The organism is Bacillus sp. FSL H8-0534 (assembly GCF_038005885.1).
Lineage (GTDB): Bacteria > Bacillota > Bacilli > Bacillales > Bacillaceae_G > Bacillus_A > Bacillus_A pseudomycoides.
Window position 1 is genome coordinate 3,545,006 of sequence record NZ_JBBOUC010000001.1, and the last position, 16,711, is coordinate 3,561,716.

General features: G+C 36.2%; 15 protein-coding genes, 1 other RNA gene and 2 pseudogenes. 11 read left to right on the top strand and 7 right to left on the bottom strand.

What is annotated here, in order from left to right:
• The first annotated feature begins 40 nt into the window (after window positions 1–40).
• Both smpB and ssrA read left to right on the top strand, forming a co-directional pair.
• Window positions 41–508, top strand: a complete 468-nt coding sequence (gene smpB, locus MHH71_RS18045; RefSeq protein WP_001123909.1) for an SsrA-binding protein SmpB — start codon at window positions 41–43, stop codon at window positions 506–508.
• 127 nt (window positions 509–635) lie between these two features.
• Window positions 636–994, top strand: a transfer-messenger RNA (tmRNA) gene (gene ssrA, locus MHH71_RS18050).
• Between the two features lie 768 nt (window positions 995–1,762).
• Here the strand turns inward: ssrA and MHH71_RS18055 are convergent.
• Window positions 1,763–2,545, bottom strand: coding sequence for a 2OG-Fe dioxygenase family protein (locus MHH71_RS18055; RefSeq protein WP_006096531.1), 783 nt, complete (start codon window positions 2,543–2,545; stop codon window positions 1,763–1,765).
• A gap of 288 nt (window positions 2,546–2,833) precedes the next feature.
• On the opposite strand from MHH71_RS18055, the gene MHH71_RS18060 reads away from it, so the two are divergent.
• From MHH71_RS18060 to MHH71_RS18090, 7 genes are read left to right on the top strand one after another with little or no spacing between them, the layout of a single operon-like run.
• On the top strand, window positions 2,834–3,037 hold the full coding sequence (locus MHH71_RS18060; protein ID WP_033799230.1) for a helix-turn-helix transcriptional regulator: 204 nt from the start codon (window positions 2,834–2,836) through the stop codon (window positions 3,035–3,037).
• Window positions 3,038–3,042: 5 nt separating this feature from the next.
• Entirely contained in the window at window positions 3,043–3,483 is a 441-nt protein-coding gene (locus tag MHH71_RS18065) for a hypothetical protein (protein WP_006096533.1), read from the top strand.
• Window positions 3,484–3,498: 15 nt separating this feature from the next.
• Complete coding sequence (locus MHH71_RS18070; RefSeq protein ID WP_006096534.1) at window positions 3,499–3,975, top strand: small multi-drug export protein; 477 nt, start codon at window positions 3,499–3,501, stop codon at window positions 3,973–3,975.
• Window positions 3,976–3,992: 17 nt separating this feature from the next.
• Window positions 3,993–4,661: a GOLPH3/VPS74 family protein gene (locus tag MHH71_RS18075; RefSeq protein ID WP_006096535.1), complete on the top strand. Its 669-nt coding sequence runs from the start codon at window positions 3,993–3,995 to the stop codon at window positions 4,659–4,661.
• Between the two features lie 42 nt (window positions 4,662–4,703).
• Window positions 4,704–5,627: an ABC transporter ATP-binding protein gene (locus MHH71_RS18080; RefSeq protein ID WP_033799231.1), complete on the top strand. Its 924-nt coding sequence runs from the start codon at window positions 4,704–4,706 to the stop codon at window positions 5,625–5,627.
• The gene (locus MHH71_RS18085; RefSeq protein WP_006096537.1) at window positions 5,627–6,403 is read left to right on the top strand and encodes an ABC transporter permease; all 777 of its coding nucleotides are present in this window, start codon (window positions 5,627–5,629) and stop codon (window positions 6,401–6,403) included. The genes MHH71_RS18080 and MHH71_RS18085 overlap by 1 nt, the downstream gene beginning before the upstream one ends.
• A gap of 10 nt (window positions 6,404–6,413) precedes the next feature.
• Window positions 6,414–7,157 carry an ABC transporter permease gene (locus MHH71_RS18090; RefSeq protein ID WP_006096538.1) on the top strand — a complete coding sequence of 248 codons (744 nt, stop codon included), beginning with the start codon at window positions 6,414–6,416 and terminating at the stop codon, window positions 7,155–7,157.
• A 582-nt stretch (window positions 7,158–7,739) separates the two neighbouring features.
• Here the strand turns inward: MHH71_RS18090 and MHH71_RS30615 are convergent.
• The 6 genes and pseudogenes from MHH71_RS30615 to MHH71_RS30625 all read right to left on the bottom strand — a co-directional run.
• Window positions 7,740–7,847 (bottom strand): annotated as a pseudogene (locus MHH71_RS30615) (helix-turn-helix domain-containing protein); the annotation flags it as partial.
• A gap of 18 nt (window positions 7,848–7,865) precedes the next feature.
• Window positions 7,866–7,976, bottom strand: a pseudogene (locus tag MHH71_RS30620) (helix-turn-helix domain-containing protein); the annotation flags it as partial.
• Window positions 7,977–8,086: 110 nt separating this feature from the next.
• Window positions 8,087–10,276 (bottom strand): peptidase domain-containing ABC transporter, encoded by a 2,190-nt coding sequence (locus MHH71_RS18095; RefSeq protein ID WP_006096539.1) that lies wholly within the window; start codon window positions 10,274–10,276, stop codon window positions 8,087–8,089.
• Between the two features lie 68 nt (window positions 10,277–10,344).
• Window positions 10,345–13,566: a type 2 lanthipeptide synthetase LanM family protein gene (locus tag MHH71_RS18100; RefSeq protein WP_006096540.1), complete on the bottom strand. Its 3,222-nt coding sequence runs from the start codon at window positions 13,564–13,566 to the stop codon at window positions 10,345–10,347.
• Window positions 13,567–13,785: 219 nt separating this feature from the next.
• Window positions 13,786–14,013 (bottom strand): mersacidin/lichenicidin family type 2 lantibiotic, encoded by a 228-nt coding sequence (locus MHH71_RS18105; RefSeq protein ID WP_006096541.1) that lies wholly within the window; start codon window positions 14,011–14,013, stop codon window positions 13,786–13,788.
• 92 nt (window positions 14,014–14,105) lie between these two features.
• Window positions 14,106–14,327, bottom strand: coding sequence for a mersacidin/lichenicidin family type 2 lantibiotic (locus tag MHH71_RS30625; protein WP_078211853.1), 222 nt, complete (start codon window positions 14,325–14,327; stop codon window positions 14,106–14,108).
• A 677-nt stretch (window positions 14,328–15,004) separates the two neighbouring features.
• On the opposite strand from MHH71_RS30625, the gene MHH71_RS30630 reads away from it, so the two are divergent.
• Window positions 15,005–15,139 (top strand): hypothetical protein, encoded by a 135-nt coding sequence (locus MHH71_RS30630; protein ID WP_368493640.1) that lies wholly within the window; start codon window positions 15,005–15,007, stop codon window positions 15,137–15,139.
• Between the two features lie 969 nt (window positions 15,140–16,108).
• On the top strand, window positions 16,109–16,390 hold the full coding sequence (locus MHH71_RS30635) for a condensation domain-containing protein (RefSeq protein WP_327844007.1): 282 nt from the start codon (window positions 16,109–16,111) through the stop codon (window positions 16,388–16,390).
• Window positions 16,391–16,711 lie beyond the last annotated feature (321 nt).

A 16,711-nucleotide genomic window follows, 5' to 3' on the forward strand; every position in this document is an offset into this window, starting at 1 on the left:
AATTTTTGTTAAAATGGTACAAATAGAGGAGGGACATAAAATGCCAAAAGGTAGTGGTAAGGTTATTGCACAAAATAAAAAAGTATTTCATGATTATTTCATCGACGAAACATACGAAGCAGGGCTTGTCCTTCAAGGAACGGAAATTAAGTCTATTCGCGCCGGACGCGTAAACTTAAAAGATGCTTTCGCACGTATACATAATGGTGAAGTTTGGGTGTATAATATGCATATTAGTCCATATGAGCAAGGGAATCGTTTCAATCACGAGCCGCTTCGTACAAGAAAATTACTTCTTCATAAGAAAGAAATCGACAAGCTAATTGGCTATTCAAAAGAAACAGGTTATACGCTTGTTCCAGTTAAAATCTATTTAAAAAATGGATTTGCGAAAATGGCACTTGGTGTAGCACGAGGGAAGAAACAATATGATAAGCGTCATGATTTAAAAGAGAAGGAAGCGAAACGCGAAATCGCACGTGCATTCCGTGATCGTCAAAAGATGTAATACAAAAATTTACATTTGTAAAATGTTGAACGTATGATATAATAATTTTTGTAAGGCCAGTTGAACATTGAAAAACAGCTCATTAAGTAGCTATCACGAATATACTTCGTATGCTCCATTCTTATATGGGGACGTTACGGATTCGACAGGGGTAGTTTGAGCTTAAGTTGCGAGTCGAGGGGATCGGCCTCGTTAAAACGTCAAAGCCAATAACTGGCAAACAACAAAACAACTTCGCTTTAGCTGCTTAATACAGCTTAGCGGTTCCTCCCTCCATCGTCCATGTGGTAGGGTAAGGGACTCAAACTAAGTGGACTACGCCGGAGTTCGCCGTCTGAGGACGAAGGAAGAGAACAATCAGACTAGCAACTTAGAAGCCTGTCGATAGGCCGAAGAGTTCGCGAAATGCCAATATATCGACTACACTCGTAGAAGCTTAAGTGCCAATATCTTTGGACGTGGGTTCGACTCCCACCGTCTCCACCAATACATATTTGGTGGTTTTTTTATTTTGTTTGTAACAAGAAGCATAAGTTTGCCGGAACGGCAAGTTTATGCTTCTTTTTATTTGTGGCAAGGTTATGGTTAAAAAGTAATGAATTCTTTTATTATTTAAAAGTAGATTTAGTGACTATTGTTAAACAGTATATTTTAGATAGAGTAATAAAGTGATAGGGATAATTTTTTACGTTATTATTTTTTTAGGAGATGAATAATTATGATTGTTTTTTGCTATTATTCAGTTTTGTATTTTTGTACGGTAACGTTTGGATTATAAATTATTTATTTTGTATAATCATCTTTTACAATATATGGCTCCAGATTCAACAAGGGTATTTATTTGTATGCTGATAATGTCTAGTTTCTTTTTTCTGATAATAGTATGTGGAGGGGAAATTTCTAAAATATGAAGGACATGGCGAACTGCATATCCTTTTTCAATCCACTTATGAGCTACTTCAAGCGTTTCAGTAAGTGAGGGGTTCTTCTTTGCATAATAAATGCCCCTTATTAGGCTACCTCAAGTATAAAACTATTCTTAGTAGTGTCCAAGTTCATTAGGATAGAATATCCCCTTACCAAATATGAATATAAAACTTTCAATAAAAATCAAAAGAGAGGAGGATCCCTCTCTTTTAATAGTTGTGAATCATTAATTTCTGCTAGGAAAAGGAAACAGAAGTGTCACTGTATAGTGGTTACATATATAAACGATAAATCAAGAGGAACTATTTTTAAGTTCTGTATAATTTATTAGGTGATTGCAATAACAGTAGGAGTAAAGTCAATAAGAAGTACGCCTCTTTCTGCTGGCTGCGGATCCTTTCCTTTTTTAACTCCTTTAACATAGTGACTGACCTTTTGATCACAAACACCATAAGAGTCAAGAGGATTTATGAGATCAAACTCATCTAGAATGAATTTTTCATCAACATCTTCCCTTTTTAAACCGGCACAATTCGTAGTGGCAACCGTACTGGTTCCACCAATCACATTTTTATAGGTGACTAAGTGGACGAAAGTGAAGGGCTCTCCATCTTGATGCAGGGTATTTGGAGAAGCGACAGATTCCTGATCATCTTCTGTGACCATATACTTTACAAAATGTACACCAACATGAACAGGAAGTAATTTGTCATGTGTATCCCAGAAAGTTTCGTTAAAATCATATTTTATTATTTCTTTTAGGAGTTCGCTTTCTTTTATCTCCTCGCTGAGCGAGGGAAAAGCTCGGTACTCTTTAAGGTATTCTGCGTTAAAGCTTCCTTGAAAATACAGAGATTGGGGTTCTCCCTGTTCGTCATAATGATTAGGAAGCCATTGAAAATGATTATCCCAAGGATTAATAATTGCGCGTGAATATCTTCTGTACCTGTGACTCTCTAATGAGTATGTATCTACCGGTAGTCTGTCAAACTCGGCTATCATCTGCATAAGATCTTTTTCTAGGTTTTGAACAGGTAAGTTTGCAAGTTGGAATTTCTTGTATCCGTTTACTTCTAGAGCTTTCTTTTCTTTTAATAACAAATTACTCATTTTGTACACCACCTTTATTATTAAGTTAATCGTTAAAAGTTGAGAAATGAAAATCCCTATTTATAACAAAATATTTATAAAATAATAATAATCTTTAATTTTATATATGTAAAGTAAAAAAAACCCATTAATTATATATTTTTATCTTCATTAAATATATTTAAATGATGGAATTAGGTGTTTTTTTATATTTATGCAATTATTCTTTGCAAAATGAAAACGATTATTGACATTTAGAATTATTTGATTTATTCTAAAATTAGTTAATTTATGGAAAGGGATAGTGGAATGCTAATTAATAGAGTCAGAGAAATGCGCGCACGTCACAAATGGTCTCAGCAAGATTTGGCTAAAAAAATTGGGGCCACCAGACAAACGATTGGATTGATTGAAAAAGGGGATTATGCACCCTCCATAACGTTAGTTTTGAAAATTTCGAAAGCTTTTCAAGTTACAGTAGAAGAAGTTTTTTTCCTCGAAGAGAAAGGATGAGCAAAATGTTACAAAAACTTATAAAGTCTCCTATTGTTCCGATGTTTTTATTTATTCTGTTAATTACTTTTTTTATTTTTTCTCTGTATAATCCTCAGGATGAAAAACAGCTGTTGGCTAGGATATGTCTCTTTCTGCTTACTGCCTTAACTTTCATTTGGACGATCCTGATAAGATACTATAACAAAAAGCATCCTGAAAGCAGAATCCGCTTCTCTGGGCTTCTTCCTTCCGAATTTCTTGACATGGACGAAGGACAGCAATGGGTTACTCTTAAAGCATGTAGAAGTGTTTATATCTTCTTTTCAGTTGGATTGCCGGTTACTGCAGGAATTTGTTTCCTATTTTCTGAGTTTGTTCTTACTCCCTTTTTCGCCATTGGATTTTTGGGTATTGGCCAATACCTGGTGTATTGGCTGACGGTTCGTAAATTAAATAAATATTAAAAAGGAAGTGATGTAATGCTTGAATGGGCACAAGACCAATCGACTGTCTGGCAATTTGTTGTAATTTTTGTTGTTGCTTTCGCCCCTTGGATGGATGTATCTATTGTAGTTCCTATCGGTGTGGCATGGGGGTTGCCACCGCTTGGAGTTGCAATAGTGGCTTTTACTGGTAACTTGCTTTTAGTTTTACTGCTAGGATTTTTCTTTAAGCAATTTTACGCATGGAGAGAAAAAAGGAGAAAGGCAAAAGGAATTACGACTCCCTCCAAACAGGAAACAAGATCCAGAAAAATTTGGGAGCGATACGGTATTCCAGGTCTAGCGCTTCTTGCGCCAATTTTTGTCGGTACTGATATTGCCGCTGTTTTGGCCTTAACATTTGGTTCCTCTCGGACACAAGTGATAAGTTGGATGACTGTTAGCTTAGCTGTTTGGACAACTATATTCACTATCGGTTCCATGTATGGCTTTAGCTATCTAAACATTATTTAATATAGAGGGGTGAATTTATGGAACATCGGCTTTCTTTGCCAGAAGAAATGGTCCTATTAGGAGCGAATCACCTTCGTTTGAAGTATCGTTCATACACAGAAACATATAGCATTGGGTCTATATTTATTGACCTACTTTTAAAAAGGAAAATAGAGTTGGATACAAAGGGAAAAGTTATGGTTGTTGATGCTGATATAACTGGAGCTGATTATTTGGACCAAGTTATCCTTATTCTTGTCAAATCATTTAGAACGAGAAAATTAAAAGCCTGGATTAAGTATTTTCATTTCAAAACCCGGTTACGAGGAAAGATACACAATTCTATTCTTCAAGAACTGCAAAAAAAAGGGGCAATCACCTTAGGTTTAAAAGTTCCTTTTCTACCTCTACGAAAAATCACCGAGATTAATCAATCGCGAGAACAAGTTGTTAAACTGATTCATTCTCAGCTCATCTATAATAGAGTTCCTGATGAACAGACAGTTGTTCTTTTGTATTTGCTGAAAGAGACAGGATTATTAAAAGATTATTTTAATTCAAAAGAAAGAGCAGAAATAATGGACCGTATAAATGGGCAAAAAGACCAGCTTTCAATTGATATAAATTCTATTCAACGGATTGAAAAAGCCATACAGGATATTACAGCTTGTCTTGCCTCTTTAGGTGGTGCACTAGTGACTCCTTAGACGGTAATTATTCCTTAATTAAATGGTGAAGGGAGATACAAAATGAACTCACTAATTATCAATACAAATAATCTAACAAAGACCTACAAAAAAAATATAGTTGTAGATTCTTTAAACATGAAAGTCAGTCAAGGTGAGATTTACGGATTTTTAGGTCCGAACGGGGCAGGGAAAACTACGACTATTCGTATGTTGCTTGGTCTTATTCGCCCCACTAAAGGTGATGTCAAGATATTTGATAAGGACCTAAAGAAGGATCGTTTGTCAATTTTAGGGGAAATTGGATCTCTTGTTGAAACACCGACCTACTACGGTCATCTCAGTGGCTATGAAAATTTAGAAGCTGCCAGACGACTGCTACGAATAGATAATGCAGATAGAGTAAAGGAGGTACTCAAAATTGTCCAGCTAGAAGGTGCCAAGGATAAAAAGGTTAAGAATTATTCCTTAGGAATGAAACAAAGGTTGGGTATTGCAACCGCTTTGTTGAATCGCCCACAGCTTTTAATTCTAGATGAACCAACCAACGGTCTTGACCCTGCTGGTATTCATGAAATACGTGAACTTATTAAAGAAATGCCTGCAAAGTTTGGAATGACCGTTTTGATTTCAAGTCATTTACTTAGTGAAATAGAGTTGATGGCAACTCAGGTAGGTATTATTCAAAACGGGAAGATGCTTTTTCAAGATTCTATTGAGGTTCTAAGGAAAGAAAGTGAACCTAAAATTAAAATAAAAGTCGATAAGCCTTTGGAAGCAGCTAGTTCTCTTAAACATAAAGGCATTGAGGCAAATTTTGAAGAGGAAGAAGGGACTGTGTATATTCAAGAATCTTCCCCATCTATAGCCGGGGAAGCCAACAAGGTACTAGTAGAGGCCGGATTTACAGTCTCCCGCCTGGAAGGTATGAAAAAGTCACTTGAAGATATCTTCTTAGATCTTACAGGGAAAGGACAGAGCTTATAATGGGACCGATATTCTCGTCCGATTTAGTTAAAATAAAACGTTCATGGTTTTGGGGACTTGTCCTATTTTTCCCTGCTGTATTAGTAGGAGGCGTAACTCTGCTGCTGTTGCTGAATGCTGGTGATATACAGCAGGAGGTCTCAGAAGGTAGGAGTTATAACATTTGGGGTACCATATGGATGATTACATTTTACGGCAACTATTTTATTATCCACCTTTCCGTTACAATTTTATGCTCATATATTGCTAATCTAGAGCACCAGGCAAGATCGTGGAAACTTATCTTTTCTATGCCAATATCCAAGACTCAATACTATTGGACGCGCTACATGTGGATATGCTTTGGTGTGCTACTTTCGGGCTTATTTTTAATGGTTGCTATGTGCCTTTCTGGATTTTTATTTGGAGGGAGCGCTACATTTAATGCCTCCAGAATCTTTTATTTTACAATGTTTCCATATCTGACTTCTTTTGCTCTTATTGGGCTTCAGCTATGGATGTCCATGGTATTAAATAATCAGGCGATACCGATGATGATGGGAGGAGTAGGAATAGCCTTGGGGCTATTTTTGATTCAGCTGCCGGGGATTACACAATATCTTCCGTGGGTCCTGCCATACCAGATAACATTTTCAAATGAAAATATCATTACTGATTTTTCTAGTATAGTTAATTCTCCTGACTACCAGTGGGAATGGGTTTGGATTAGCGTTGGCATGGGCTTATTTTTCACTATCATTGGATCGATACATTTTTCCAGTAGAGAAGTAGATTAGGAGGAAGAGTATGTTTAAAGATGTATTATGGAATGATTGGCTGAAGCTTAGGAACTATATGCCGATTTGGATGATTATTCTGATAACACCCTTGTTTCTTACTGTTATTGGAGTGGCCAACTATGTTACTCATATCGATGTTTTTGAAGAGAATGGAATGGTAGGATGGACGGGGGCGTGGACCCAAGTCGAGTTTTTGTACGGAACTGTCCTTTGTCCGCTACTTTCAAGTGTGTATCTGGCAATGCTCTGCCGTTTTGAACATGCAAATGGAGGGTGGAAGCAGCTTTTGTCCTATCCTATTCCAAAAGTATACTTTTATCTATCAAAGATGATATGGGGCTGGCTGTTGGTGGGAATGACAAATGTTATGATGTTTTTGTATTTCCTTATATTAGGGAAAGTGATGGGGGTGACAGGAACATTTCCATATTTCGAATTTCTAGGTCTGTTTCTAAATGGATGGTTGTCCATTCTACCTCTTATAGCCCTTCAAACCTGGCTGGCGATACAATGGCAAAACTTTTCTCTTCCAATTGCCTTGAACTTTGCTTTTATAATTCCGAATATCTTTGTGACAGGTTCAAAGTATGGAAGATATTATCCTTGGTCGCAGCCTGCTTATGCTATGACACCGGAAAATCAACTTGGATTTACACAGACAACCCAAGATTTGTACCTAGCAGTAATAGGTGGTTTTCTCTTGTTTAGTTTAGCCGGAGTCTGGAATTTCATGCGTACTGAAATGAAATAAATACCTATCAAGGAGGGAATTATAGTGAAAAAAGGCACCATTATTGCCATTATGGCGGTAGCAGTAGTTGTTTTAGCTATCTTATTCTTTTTTGGACCTTTAGGGGAAATGTTTGTATAACCTACAATTTAATGTAAAAGATGAGAAGAAATATCCGGAGTCATTTATTAGACTTCGGATACTTCATTTTTAAGAACATATTCTATTTCTATACCCTTAAAAATGAAGTAGCTAAAGGAGATATTTATATAAAAAATTTCATCTAGTCGTTGTGTAAAGCTTAGTTCAGTAATCACCTCCTATAAATTACAGTTTGTCAATCTAAGCGCGACAGTTCATACTGAAAAGCTTTGTGGGCGGTTTTCCAACCTAAATATTTTTTTGTCTTTGAATAATAAGAAGCAGTACTTGATTTAGTTGGTCTTGTGAAATAGGGATCGGCAGAGAACGCTGCTATTTTTAAGTCTTTTTCCACCTGTTGATAACACGAAAATCGTTTTCCTCTATCGACTGTGACTGTTTGAAATGCAGTGGATAGGTGCATGGCAGCTATTTGTTTTATTTAGGATTCCATGGAGTCTCTGTTGGATCCGGAATATTATATATTACAGCTGTTTCTAAAAGAGACGTCCCTGTTTCATTCATAAAGTTAAGTACGTCTAGTTTAAACTCTTTAGTATAGTTTGTATAGGTAGAAACCAAGCCTGTCTCACCTTGATTTTCATATAAAGCAATCCACTTTTGGACATTACTTCGAGAAACCTTGAATTTCCTAGTGAGGCTTTTTTTACTACAATTACGTTTGTAAACAATGTTCAACTATCTTTAATTTGAACTCAGTTTTGTATTTTGACATAAAGAAGCCCCCCAATAGTTAGCTTTTTTGTCTAACAATTGGGGGGCAGTTCAATGAGATGCAGGTTTATTTCTTAACTATATGTTACCATTTTTGCTTGTTGTGACCACAACAGGCGATAAAGTTCACATTCATTAAGCAGAGTATCGTGGCTGCCGATTGCCTCGATACGCCCTTGATCCATAACAATGATAGCATCTGCATCAGTAATAGCTGCCAAACGATGGGCGATAACCAATTGGGTAATACCATTTTTCCGGAAAGTATCATTAAGTTTCTGCTCGGTTAGTGAATCCATCTGACTGGTTGCTTCATCTAAAATTAAAAGAGAAGGGTTCGTAGCTAGAGCTCTGGCTATGGCTAATCTCTGCCTTTGTCCCCCGGATAAATTTTGGCCGTTTTCCCCGATAACCGTGTTATACTTAAGCGGCATTGAAAGGATATCCTCGTGTAGTGATGCTAGTTGAGCTGCTTGCTCCAGTTGGTCTACAGGTAAGTCCTCAAAGAAAGCTATGTTTTTATAAATTGTGTCATTAAACAGGTACGTTTCCTGAAGGACTATGCCAATCTGAGTTCTTAAATCTTCATAATCCACTTGATCCATACTTTCCGATCCATAATAAATAGAGCCCTCGGAAGGGGGATAGAGCCCAAGCAGTAATTTAATTAAAGAGCTTTTTCCACTACCAGTCGGCCCTACAATACCTATTTTTTGTCCTGGTTCTATACTCAATGAAATGTTATGTAAGACAGGTGATTCCCCTTTATAGGCGAAGCTTACATCATCAAAAACTATAGGATTAGTCTTAAAATCGATTTTTGCCGCCTTTTCACTAAGTTGTAGATTTTGCTCTGTTTTTGCAGAGAGTACATCAAAGACCCTTTCAAAAGCACTGAACAAAATTTGAAAGGATTGAAAGTAAGTAATCAGAGAATTGATGGGCGTTAAAAAGGAGAGAGCTAAAGAATTAAATGCTATTAGGGCACCAATAGTCATAAATCCATTAGAAATCTCCCTCATTCCCAGCATTAAAAGAAGTAGCGGAGCAACTAAGCCAATACTGCTTACAATGCTATTTAAAAGACCACTTCGAGAAAACCTCAAGGAGAAGTAATTCATTTGCTCTGAGAATAGTTCTGTCCAGCCATTGAGAATTTTGTCTTCCCTTCGTGTAGACTTAACTAATAGAATACTACGTAGTCCTTCCATCAAATAGCTTTGAGCGGTCCCCTGAACCGCCAATTCCTGTTGTGAATAGCTTCTTATTGAACCTAAAAAGAGAAACATCAGAAAAATTTCAGTTATGGCGATTATTAAGGTTATTCCACTTAAAAATACTGACTGTGTAAACATGGTAATTAAACATATCAAAATCATTGTTACATCCAAAATTATTGCGATTCCGGTAGTTGATAGGATCTCCCGAATCATCGAGATATTGTTCAGTCTTGTTGCAAGGTCTCCTGTATTCCGTTGTTCAAAAAAGGTAAGCGGAAGTTTTAATAGATGTGTTAGATAATCTGCAGATAGCTTAGTACTGATATGTCTTTGAAGCTGTGCAAATAGAATGCTTCTAATATAGGAAAAAAGTAAGCTAGTAACAAAAATGGCTCCTATAATTAAAAAAATATTGCTGATTATAGAGGATTTTTCAAAATCCATGTACCTATCGACAATATAACCTATCATAAAGGGTACGGTCAGGCTAAGGGCCTGAACAAGGATAGAAAATACAATCATTAAAATGCTGTACTTTGGTTTAATCATAGCGTAATAGAGAAGCATTTTGTTACTGCTCTTACTACTACTGGATCCCTTATTTACTCGCTCTGTGCATTCAAACGTAAGCGCTATTCCGCTAAAATGATGCTCTAGCTCCATTAGGTTTATTGTCTTTCTGCCTTGAGCTGGGTCAATAATGGTTGCTGATCCAGAGTTGATTTTATCCAAAACCACATAATGGCTGTGGTCCCAGTGTAGGATAGCAGGCAAAGTAATTTGATAGAGTTGGTCCAGTTTTTCTATTTTAAAAGCATGGCATTTGAATCCATAATTTTCTGAGACGTTCTTTAAAGTTAATGCGCTGACTCCGTTTCTGTATGCTTGGCACTCTTCGCTAAGAATGTAAAGAGGAACTTTAAGTTCGTAGAAAGCAAAAATCATAGAAAGACAGGCTGGTCCACATTCGTTTTGACTCACCTGCCTGATAACCGGAACATTTGTCCAGCGCTTTATTCTTTTTTGCTTCTGTCTAGATGACATTATTTAACCTCCTATAAACTACCTATAGCTCTAGATACCTAGAGCTATAGGTAGTTGAAATTCAAAACTTATTTTAGTGCTGTTATAGACTCCAAGTGAGTTATTGAAGGAACGCCGTTTATATCATAAAGCTTAAGTAGCCCTAAACCGACGCCTGAAATGCCTACCATTGCACCATATGTTTCTAGGTACTGAGGGAGACCGCTTTTCCAACCACCTTGCTGAATTTCATCCAATACATGTTCCCCTACTGCATAGCTGTACTGTTTCCAAAGATCCTCTTTAAGTACTTTACTTGCCAGCAACAGTACAGCTGAATTTCCTGTATCTCCATGACAAAGGGAATGGTCTCTACCGAATCCTTCTTTTATAATGGTCTCTAAACCGACTCTGATTTCAATGTCAATAAGCGAATCGGAGTAACCTGCCTTTTTCAATAGCAGGCGGGATAAAACTACACCCGCTGCTCCATGACACCAAGCACAAGGGAGTTGAGGTAGCTCAGCGGCGCTTGGAAGGGCCCAATTTCTTTTTTCTTCCATGTACAGACTTCGCTCATAGGCTAATCCTTGTTTGAGGGCATCATATAACATTTGCTCTCCGGTAAGTTGATAAAGTTCATGCAAGGCCCAAACAATGCCAGAGGTTCCATGAGAGAAACCAGGCAATGCATCTTCGGAGACAGATATTTTCCAGCCAATTCCTGTAGCTTGAGGTATAGCTTTTTGAAGAATATGTTCCCCGAATTTCTTTGATGCTTCCAAGAAGATTTCATCTCCTGTCTGTTTGTAAAGGTCTAAACAGACAATAAGTGAGCCAGCTGAACCGTCTATAATATCCACTTCCTGCATATATGGAATAGATTCAATAAGCTTTGGCATCACTTTTTTTACTTCTTCCATTAAGGAAGGTTCATCTAATATTTTTGTTAGGTGGTTAAGCGTATAAATATTAGATAATACGCCAGTAAAAGCACCTAATGAAGCATACTTAGGGTAAGCTAATAGCTCCTGAAGAGATTCTTTTATAGGAGGTAAACATTTTTGTATATAGACCCTATACTTCGAATCTCTAGTATATTTATATAAATAACCAAAAAATAGAGCAATACCGCTTATTCCATCATATAAATCATTCCCTAGAGGAGCAATTCTCCAAAGGCTCTCTGCATTGTCAGTAAGGCGGGTCCCGATCCAAGAGACATCCTCTTTTCCATTATTTGTTCCTTGTATAGACCTGGATATCAGGTAATCCGCTACTCTTTTTGCTTCTTCTAAGAACGAATCTCGATCTATTTGGTTATCCGGAACGGAAGGGATGTAGTTTGATTTTTTATCTGATGGAGATGATTCAAGTGCCAGCATTGAAAGCTTAATAATTTGTAGCTGTTCCTCATAATCTTTTGGACCGAGCCTCTCTATTTTGTCGAGTGTTTTTGCCAAGCTACTTGTTTTATAGTAGTTTTCATAGCAACGTCCCTGGCTATCGTAGATATGGGGTTGCCCTGGTTCTGTTGTAAAATACGGAATGTCTCCTTCCAATAAGTCTGCTTTTTCCGCGAGAAGAACCTGCGTTAATTCTGGTTGCATTTCTGTATCAAGCCATAATTTCCCTAAAAGCATCTCTCTGTCTAGGCCATCCCGTAAATAGTCCGGGTGATAGCTGATAGCGAGAAGGTTACCATATCTGTTAGTGGCCCGCAATATCTGCCTTACCCTTGTATTTTTAAATCGGCTAATCTCATTTTTTAGGCAATCTTTGTTCTTGGTTAACAAATCATAAGCTTCCTTGAACCCTGCCATCATGTCATCTACATACATAGTGACACTTACCTGTTTACCATTTAATGTTGGATAATTTGAGCTGGCAGGAATTTTCATGTATCCACGCTCTACTTTTTGTTCATCTGTGTTATTCGACTGAATAACCGGTACTTTGGAAGGATAAATCTGTTCCTCACCATTAGCCATACCACTTATGTTGAGGCCTCGTCCCTCAATTTTATTGTATAATGTGAAAACTGGTAGGATATTGGTAGCCAAAACAGATTGACTTAGTGTTTTAAGTGCTACTTCTTGAGCAGTAACTGATTCGGTTGACTGTACGGCATCTTGATTAAAAAGGGTCTCTAGATCAATTAGCATTGGATATTCGCCGCTGGCAATCAGGTTCTCGTTGTGAAAATCAATAGCATTGATAGAATATAAAAGTGCCAAATAATATCCCATTCTACGATAAAAGTTTTTTACTTCCTGTTCGGCTGAGCATTCTTTATGTTCTATAAACTCACTCCAGCCGTATGTATCCCTATCTAGTAGAGTGATAGGGAGAAGTCTCAGTTTTTTCTCTTTTAATTCGTTAAACCAGCACAAAAGCTGTTGAAATTGTTCATCGATTTTTAAAGACCTTGGCTTATACACTAGGTTCATGTCATCGTTGAACTTTATGATAACTACTCCTTTCCCGCCATTGTGCGAATCGGAGATGTTCGTTTTTATATCCTCGATGACTGTTATAGGAGTACTATTAAAGAAATGCTGTTCGATTGCTTTCTTATCATGCAGAAGATGATCGTAAATTTCTGCAAAATTATCTGCCCATCTAATTGTCTTTCTTGAAAGAATTCTTACTAAGACAGGGTATTGCTTATAAAGTTGTGCTAAGTAATTTTTATCGGTTAAAAGTGTATAGGAAAAATATTTATAACGCTCTTGAGGTGTTTCTCCGACAAGAAGCTCTTTTAATCTTGCTATATTCAATTCCAAAGTTAGAGTTCGGAAGCTCACTTTGCTGAGTGTTTCAGCCAAATTACGCACAAGCTGGAAAAGTACCTTTTCTTTTGATAATGAGATACCATGTTTTTTTTCAGATAATGAGATTGCTTTTTCTATTCTCTCAACCCCGATTTTTAAAAAGGGGAGTAAAAAATTAAAAAAAGCAATTGGCTCATTTGGATTTAGAGCAATTATTTTTTGGAGAATGCGTGGCAATTCTGGTTCCTGATAATTAAATCTTTCTAATTCACCAATAATAGAAAGCCATTCAGCGCTGGAATCGGAATCATAGTTATTACTTATCATTATTTTATGTAAATCCTTGTGTTCTATATTATGTAAATGTAAGTTTTTTAAAAAGAGATCTTCGTTGTTGCCCATCCCGTCTATCCAGTTGCTAATCCGGAGATTGGAATAGTCATCAGGCTGCATTTCTTGAGCGAGATTACTAGTTGTGCTCTTTTGGACCCTTTCTTCTATGAAAAATGCCTTTTTTAAGGCTTGATTTGCAAGCATGGGATCACTCCTATATGTAAATAAAGTCTTTAATAATTATGTAAGAATAATAATAGAGGATTAGGGGTATCATATAAGAATACAAAGTACCTTTAGAATTAGAAAGAAGATAGCAATGCTATCTTCTTTCTAAAGGTATTGCAAAGAACTGAAATAAGTATTTTTGTAATAGTGCTAGCTGTTTAAATCATCTGATCATGATTCGAACAGCTTATGCTATTAGCAAGACCAGCTCCAACAAGACCATGATGGACAAATTGAGCAATCTTTTGTCCATGTACAAGTACCACCGCAATCACCAGCACCCACTACTTTATCCAGATCAGCGTCTGAAAGCTCTGCAAGAATATCTCCTGCAGGATTTACTGGCATCTTGCTAAGTTCTGCTGCTGAAAGAGTAGAACGTTTAGCTGGATCGTTCCAGTATTGGATAATTTTATCATTCATGTAATTCACCCCCCTCTGAAGTAAATTTATAACATTTTATATAAAAAAGCAATATATATTTTGTATTTTTTAAAATTTTTAAAATTTATCCGTTATATATGTATTTGACACTTAAGAGCTGTTGGTAGGTCAGATGAAAGTTTTGTAAGAGCATTTCCTGCAGGGATTACTGGTATTTTGCTAAGTTCTGCTGTTGAAAGAGTAGAGCACCTAGCTGGGGCATTCCAGTATTGGATGATTTTATCATGCGTGAAATTACCTCTTTTATAGTGAGAAATATAGTGATTTATATAAATATATATTTTATATTTTATATTTTTATTTTAGGAAATTTATCTGTTATATATGTATTTGACACTTAAGAGGCTGTTGGCAAACTGGCTGAAAGTTTTTTTGTACCCGGCATAGGTGAAGCTCTGGACTGTAAGGGTGATAGTAGCTGTAGCTTAAGACAAGGGTATGTCATAGCCTGAAGGAAGGCGGAAAGCTTTCTTTTCAACAGTCTATTTCCAAAGTTCTAACGAGTATATACGCCCCGGTTTTTTCTAAGTCTTGAATTTTGTCTGGGGGAACGTTCACATGATGTAATCAGATTGGAGCAAGTTTATATAGAAGAAGGTTATAGGTAATAGACATAGATTTTGAAAAATTCTTCGATAAGATAAAACTATGACAGACCTATGATGACACACTCTCAAAAGATTAAGCATCTTAGATTAATCTGTACATACCTACAAGCAGGAATAATGGACAACGGATTAGTCAACCTAAACACAGAAGGAACTTCACAAGGAGGATTATGATAAATTTTGTATACGGTGGTCCATTGATTCTGCTTTTATCTAATATTATTCTAGATAAATTAAAAAGTCAGGATTTTCCAAATAAGTATTTTAAGATCCAAAGCAGAACTCGGGAAATGATGTTAAGAAAGTAATATATAAAGATGGAAAACCGAATAAAAGAATTGAATTAGTACTTTATTGAATGGATAGGATGCTACAAACTCATGGATACACCATCGAAACTAAAAGAACTTGAAGGTGGGTTTACACGTAGACTGAGAATGATTCTATGGAAGGAGTGGAAGAACCGAAGAACTGGAATCGAACATCTAAGGAAATAATTAGGTGCTGGAGAGAAAGCATACAAATAGGGGATTTTTTGAAATGGATACTGCGAAAACAAGGATTGAAGAGCCTAACGATAAGATTATGAACAATTGCGTGTAATTTTGAACCGCTGTATATGGAACCGTATGTACGGTGGTTTGAGGCCGACAGAAGTTAGTCCCCTCCCTCTATCTCAATTGATTATATGTTGGGATTTTATATTTTATTTAAAATTTATTATTAATATTTAAATTATTACTAATAATATAAAAAAACTCTATTCAAAAGTTAATAAATAGTGGTAAACTTTTACTTGTATTGAGAAAAATGTATTTTTTTTATATAAAATTATTCGGTTTTTTATATTTTGAGGGAGGTCGAATATTTAGGGAATTCTAAAACTATTGAAGTCTTAAAAGAAAAACTAAGAAGTATAGACGATATAAAGGATTTTAAAATTACATTTTGTAATACTAAAACTGCTCTCAGAATAGGAGGTCTTCCTACGGTTTCCTCGTAGAATGTATCTCGGTTCAAGTGTTTAGAATCCATGGATCATGGAGGCGGTCCAGAAGCGTTTTACTAGAATGATATTTCGCTTACTGAAGACGCTCCCAGTATTCTACTTGAGATATTAATGAGAGCTTTCGGTTGTTTTGTTTTCCTGCTTCCAAATGAGGAAGCAAAGATCAATTTGCTATTTTGCAATTATAGTGATACCGAACTTCCGCATTCTGTAATGGAATTAAAAGAGATGAACTCTTTTGATGCCTTCGCAGACAAGTCTATAGTTTGTGTATTAGAAAGTCCCATACTTTCCTTTCTATGCCTCCACATTTACCCCTCATTTTAAAGAATTACTACATGTGGAGTATTTAAAGGGGCAATAAATGGTAAATCGACATGAGAATTAACAGACTCATTTTGAAATATCTGGTGACAACCAATGTTTCATTATCAGAATTGTCTATCTATTATTTACGGTGTGGATCTTTCTTCTCATGCATAAGGAAACAAAGAATCTAAAAAGCAAGAGATTATCTAAAAAAGTTGATACGCCTTTTGATTTTTCACACGATTCGTTAATTCGTATAAAAATTTTTATGATTGACAGTGACTATTCCATTCTGGCTGAATCTGTCAAACATATAATTACTGACGGATGGTTCACTAATTTATTTGAAAAAGAACCCATAGAGACACATCAGCAGCTCAGAAACAGAGGAGAAGTATCACTTAAGAGGATTGAGTTTCAGTATTTATAATACGTTAATTGGTTGAACCACTTTATCTTCGATAGGAGAGCTGCTTCTCTTAAAAGATTGAATATTGAAAAATGATAGATGTAAGATTTCTTGCATTAAATTTTCATATAATTCCAGAAAAGCAGTCGTACTCACTTATGACGGAAATTATCTTGACTTGCAGATAGAGTCTCTTTTGGAAAAAAATTCATCAACATTGTAAAAGAATAAATGTTACACCTTATGTTTACAAATTTATTCTTTATTCATTTCTGCTGCATCTCTATACAGGCTAAGCCGCAGTATATCACCATCATTTCAGACGATGTTCATTTATCAAAA

What these genes read in the sequence shown, in the direction of transcription:
- MHH71_RS18075 (WP_006096535.1), top strand. Translation starts at nt 3,993, where the DNA reads ATGGAACATCGGCTTTCTTTGCCAGAAGAAATGGTCCTATTAGGAGCG.
- MHH71_RS18100 (WP_006096540.1), bottom strand. Translation starts at nt 13,566, where the DNA reads ATGCTTGCAAATCAAGCCTTAAAAAAGGCATTTTTCATAGAAGAAAGG.
- MHH71_RS18060 (WP_033799230.1), top strand. Translation starts at nt 2,834, where the DNA reads ATGCTAATTAATAGAGTCAGAGAAATGCGCGCACGTCACAAATGGTCT.
- MHH71_RS18080 (WP_033799231.1), top strand. Translation starts at nt 4,704, where the DNA reads ATGAACTCACTAATTATCAATACAAATAATCTAACAAAGACCTACAAA.
- MHH71_RS18065 (WP_006096533.1), top strand. Translation starts at nt 3,043, where the DNA reads ATGTTACAAAAACTTATAAAGTCTCCTATTGTTCCGATGTTTTTATTT.
- MHH71_RS18070 (WP_006096534.1), top strand. Translation starts at nt 3,499, where the DNA reads ATGCTTGAATGGGCACAAGACCAATCGACTGTCTGGCAATTTGTTGTA.
- MHH71_RS18105 (WP_006096541.1), bottom strand. Translation starts at nt 14,013, where the DNA reads ATGAATGATAAAATTATCCAATACTGGAACGATCCAGCTAAACGTTCT.
- MHH71_RS18095 (WP_006096539.1), bottom strand. Translation starts at nt 10,276, where the DNA reads ATGTCATCTAGACAGAAGCAAAAAAGAATAAAGCGCTGGACAAATGTT.
- MHH71_RS18090 (WP_006096538.1), top strand. Translation starts at nt 6,414, where the DNA reads ATGTTTAAAGATGTATTATGGAATGATTGGCTGAAGCTTAGGAACTAT.
- smpB (WP_001123909.1), top strand. Translation starts at nt 41, where the DNA reads ATGCCAAAAGGTAGTGGTAAGGTTATTGCACAAAATAAAAAAGTATTT.
- MHH71_RS18055 (WP_006096531.1), bottom strand. Translation starts at nt 2,545, where the DNA reads ATGAGTAATTTGTTATTAAAAGAAAAGAAAGCTCTAGAAGTAAACGGA.
- MHH71_RS18085 (WP_006096537.1), top strand. Translation starts at nt 5,627, where the DNA reads ATGGGACCGATATTCTCGTCCGATTTAGTTAAAATAAAACGTTCATGG.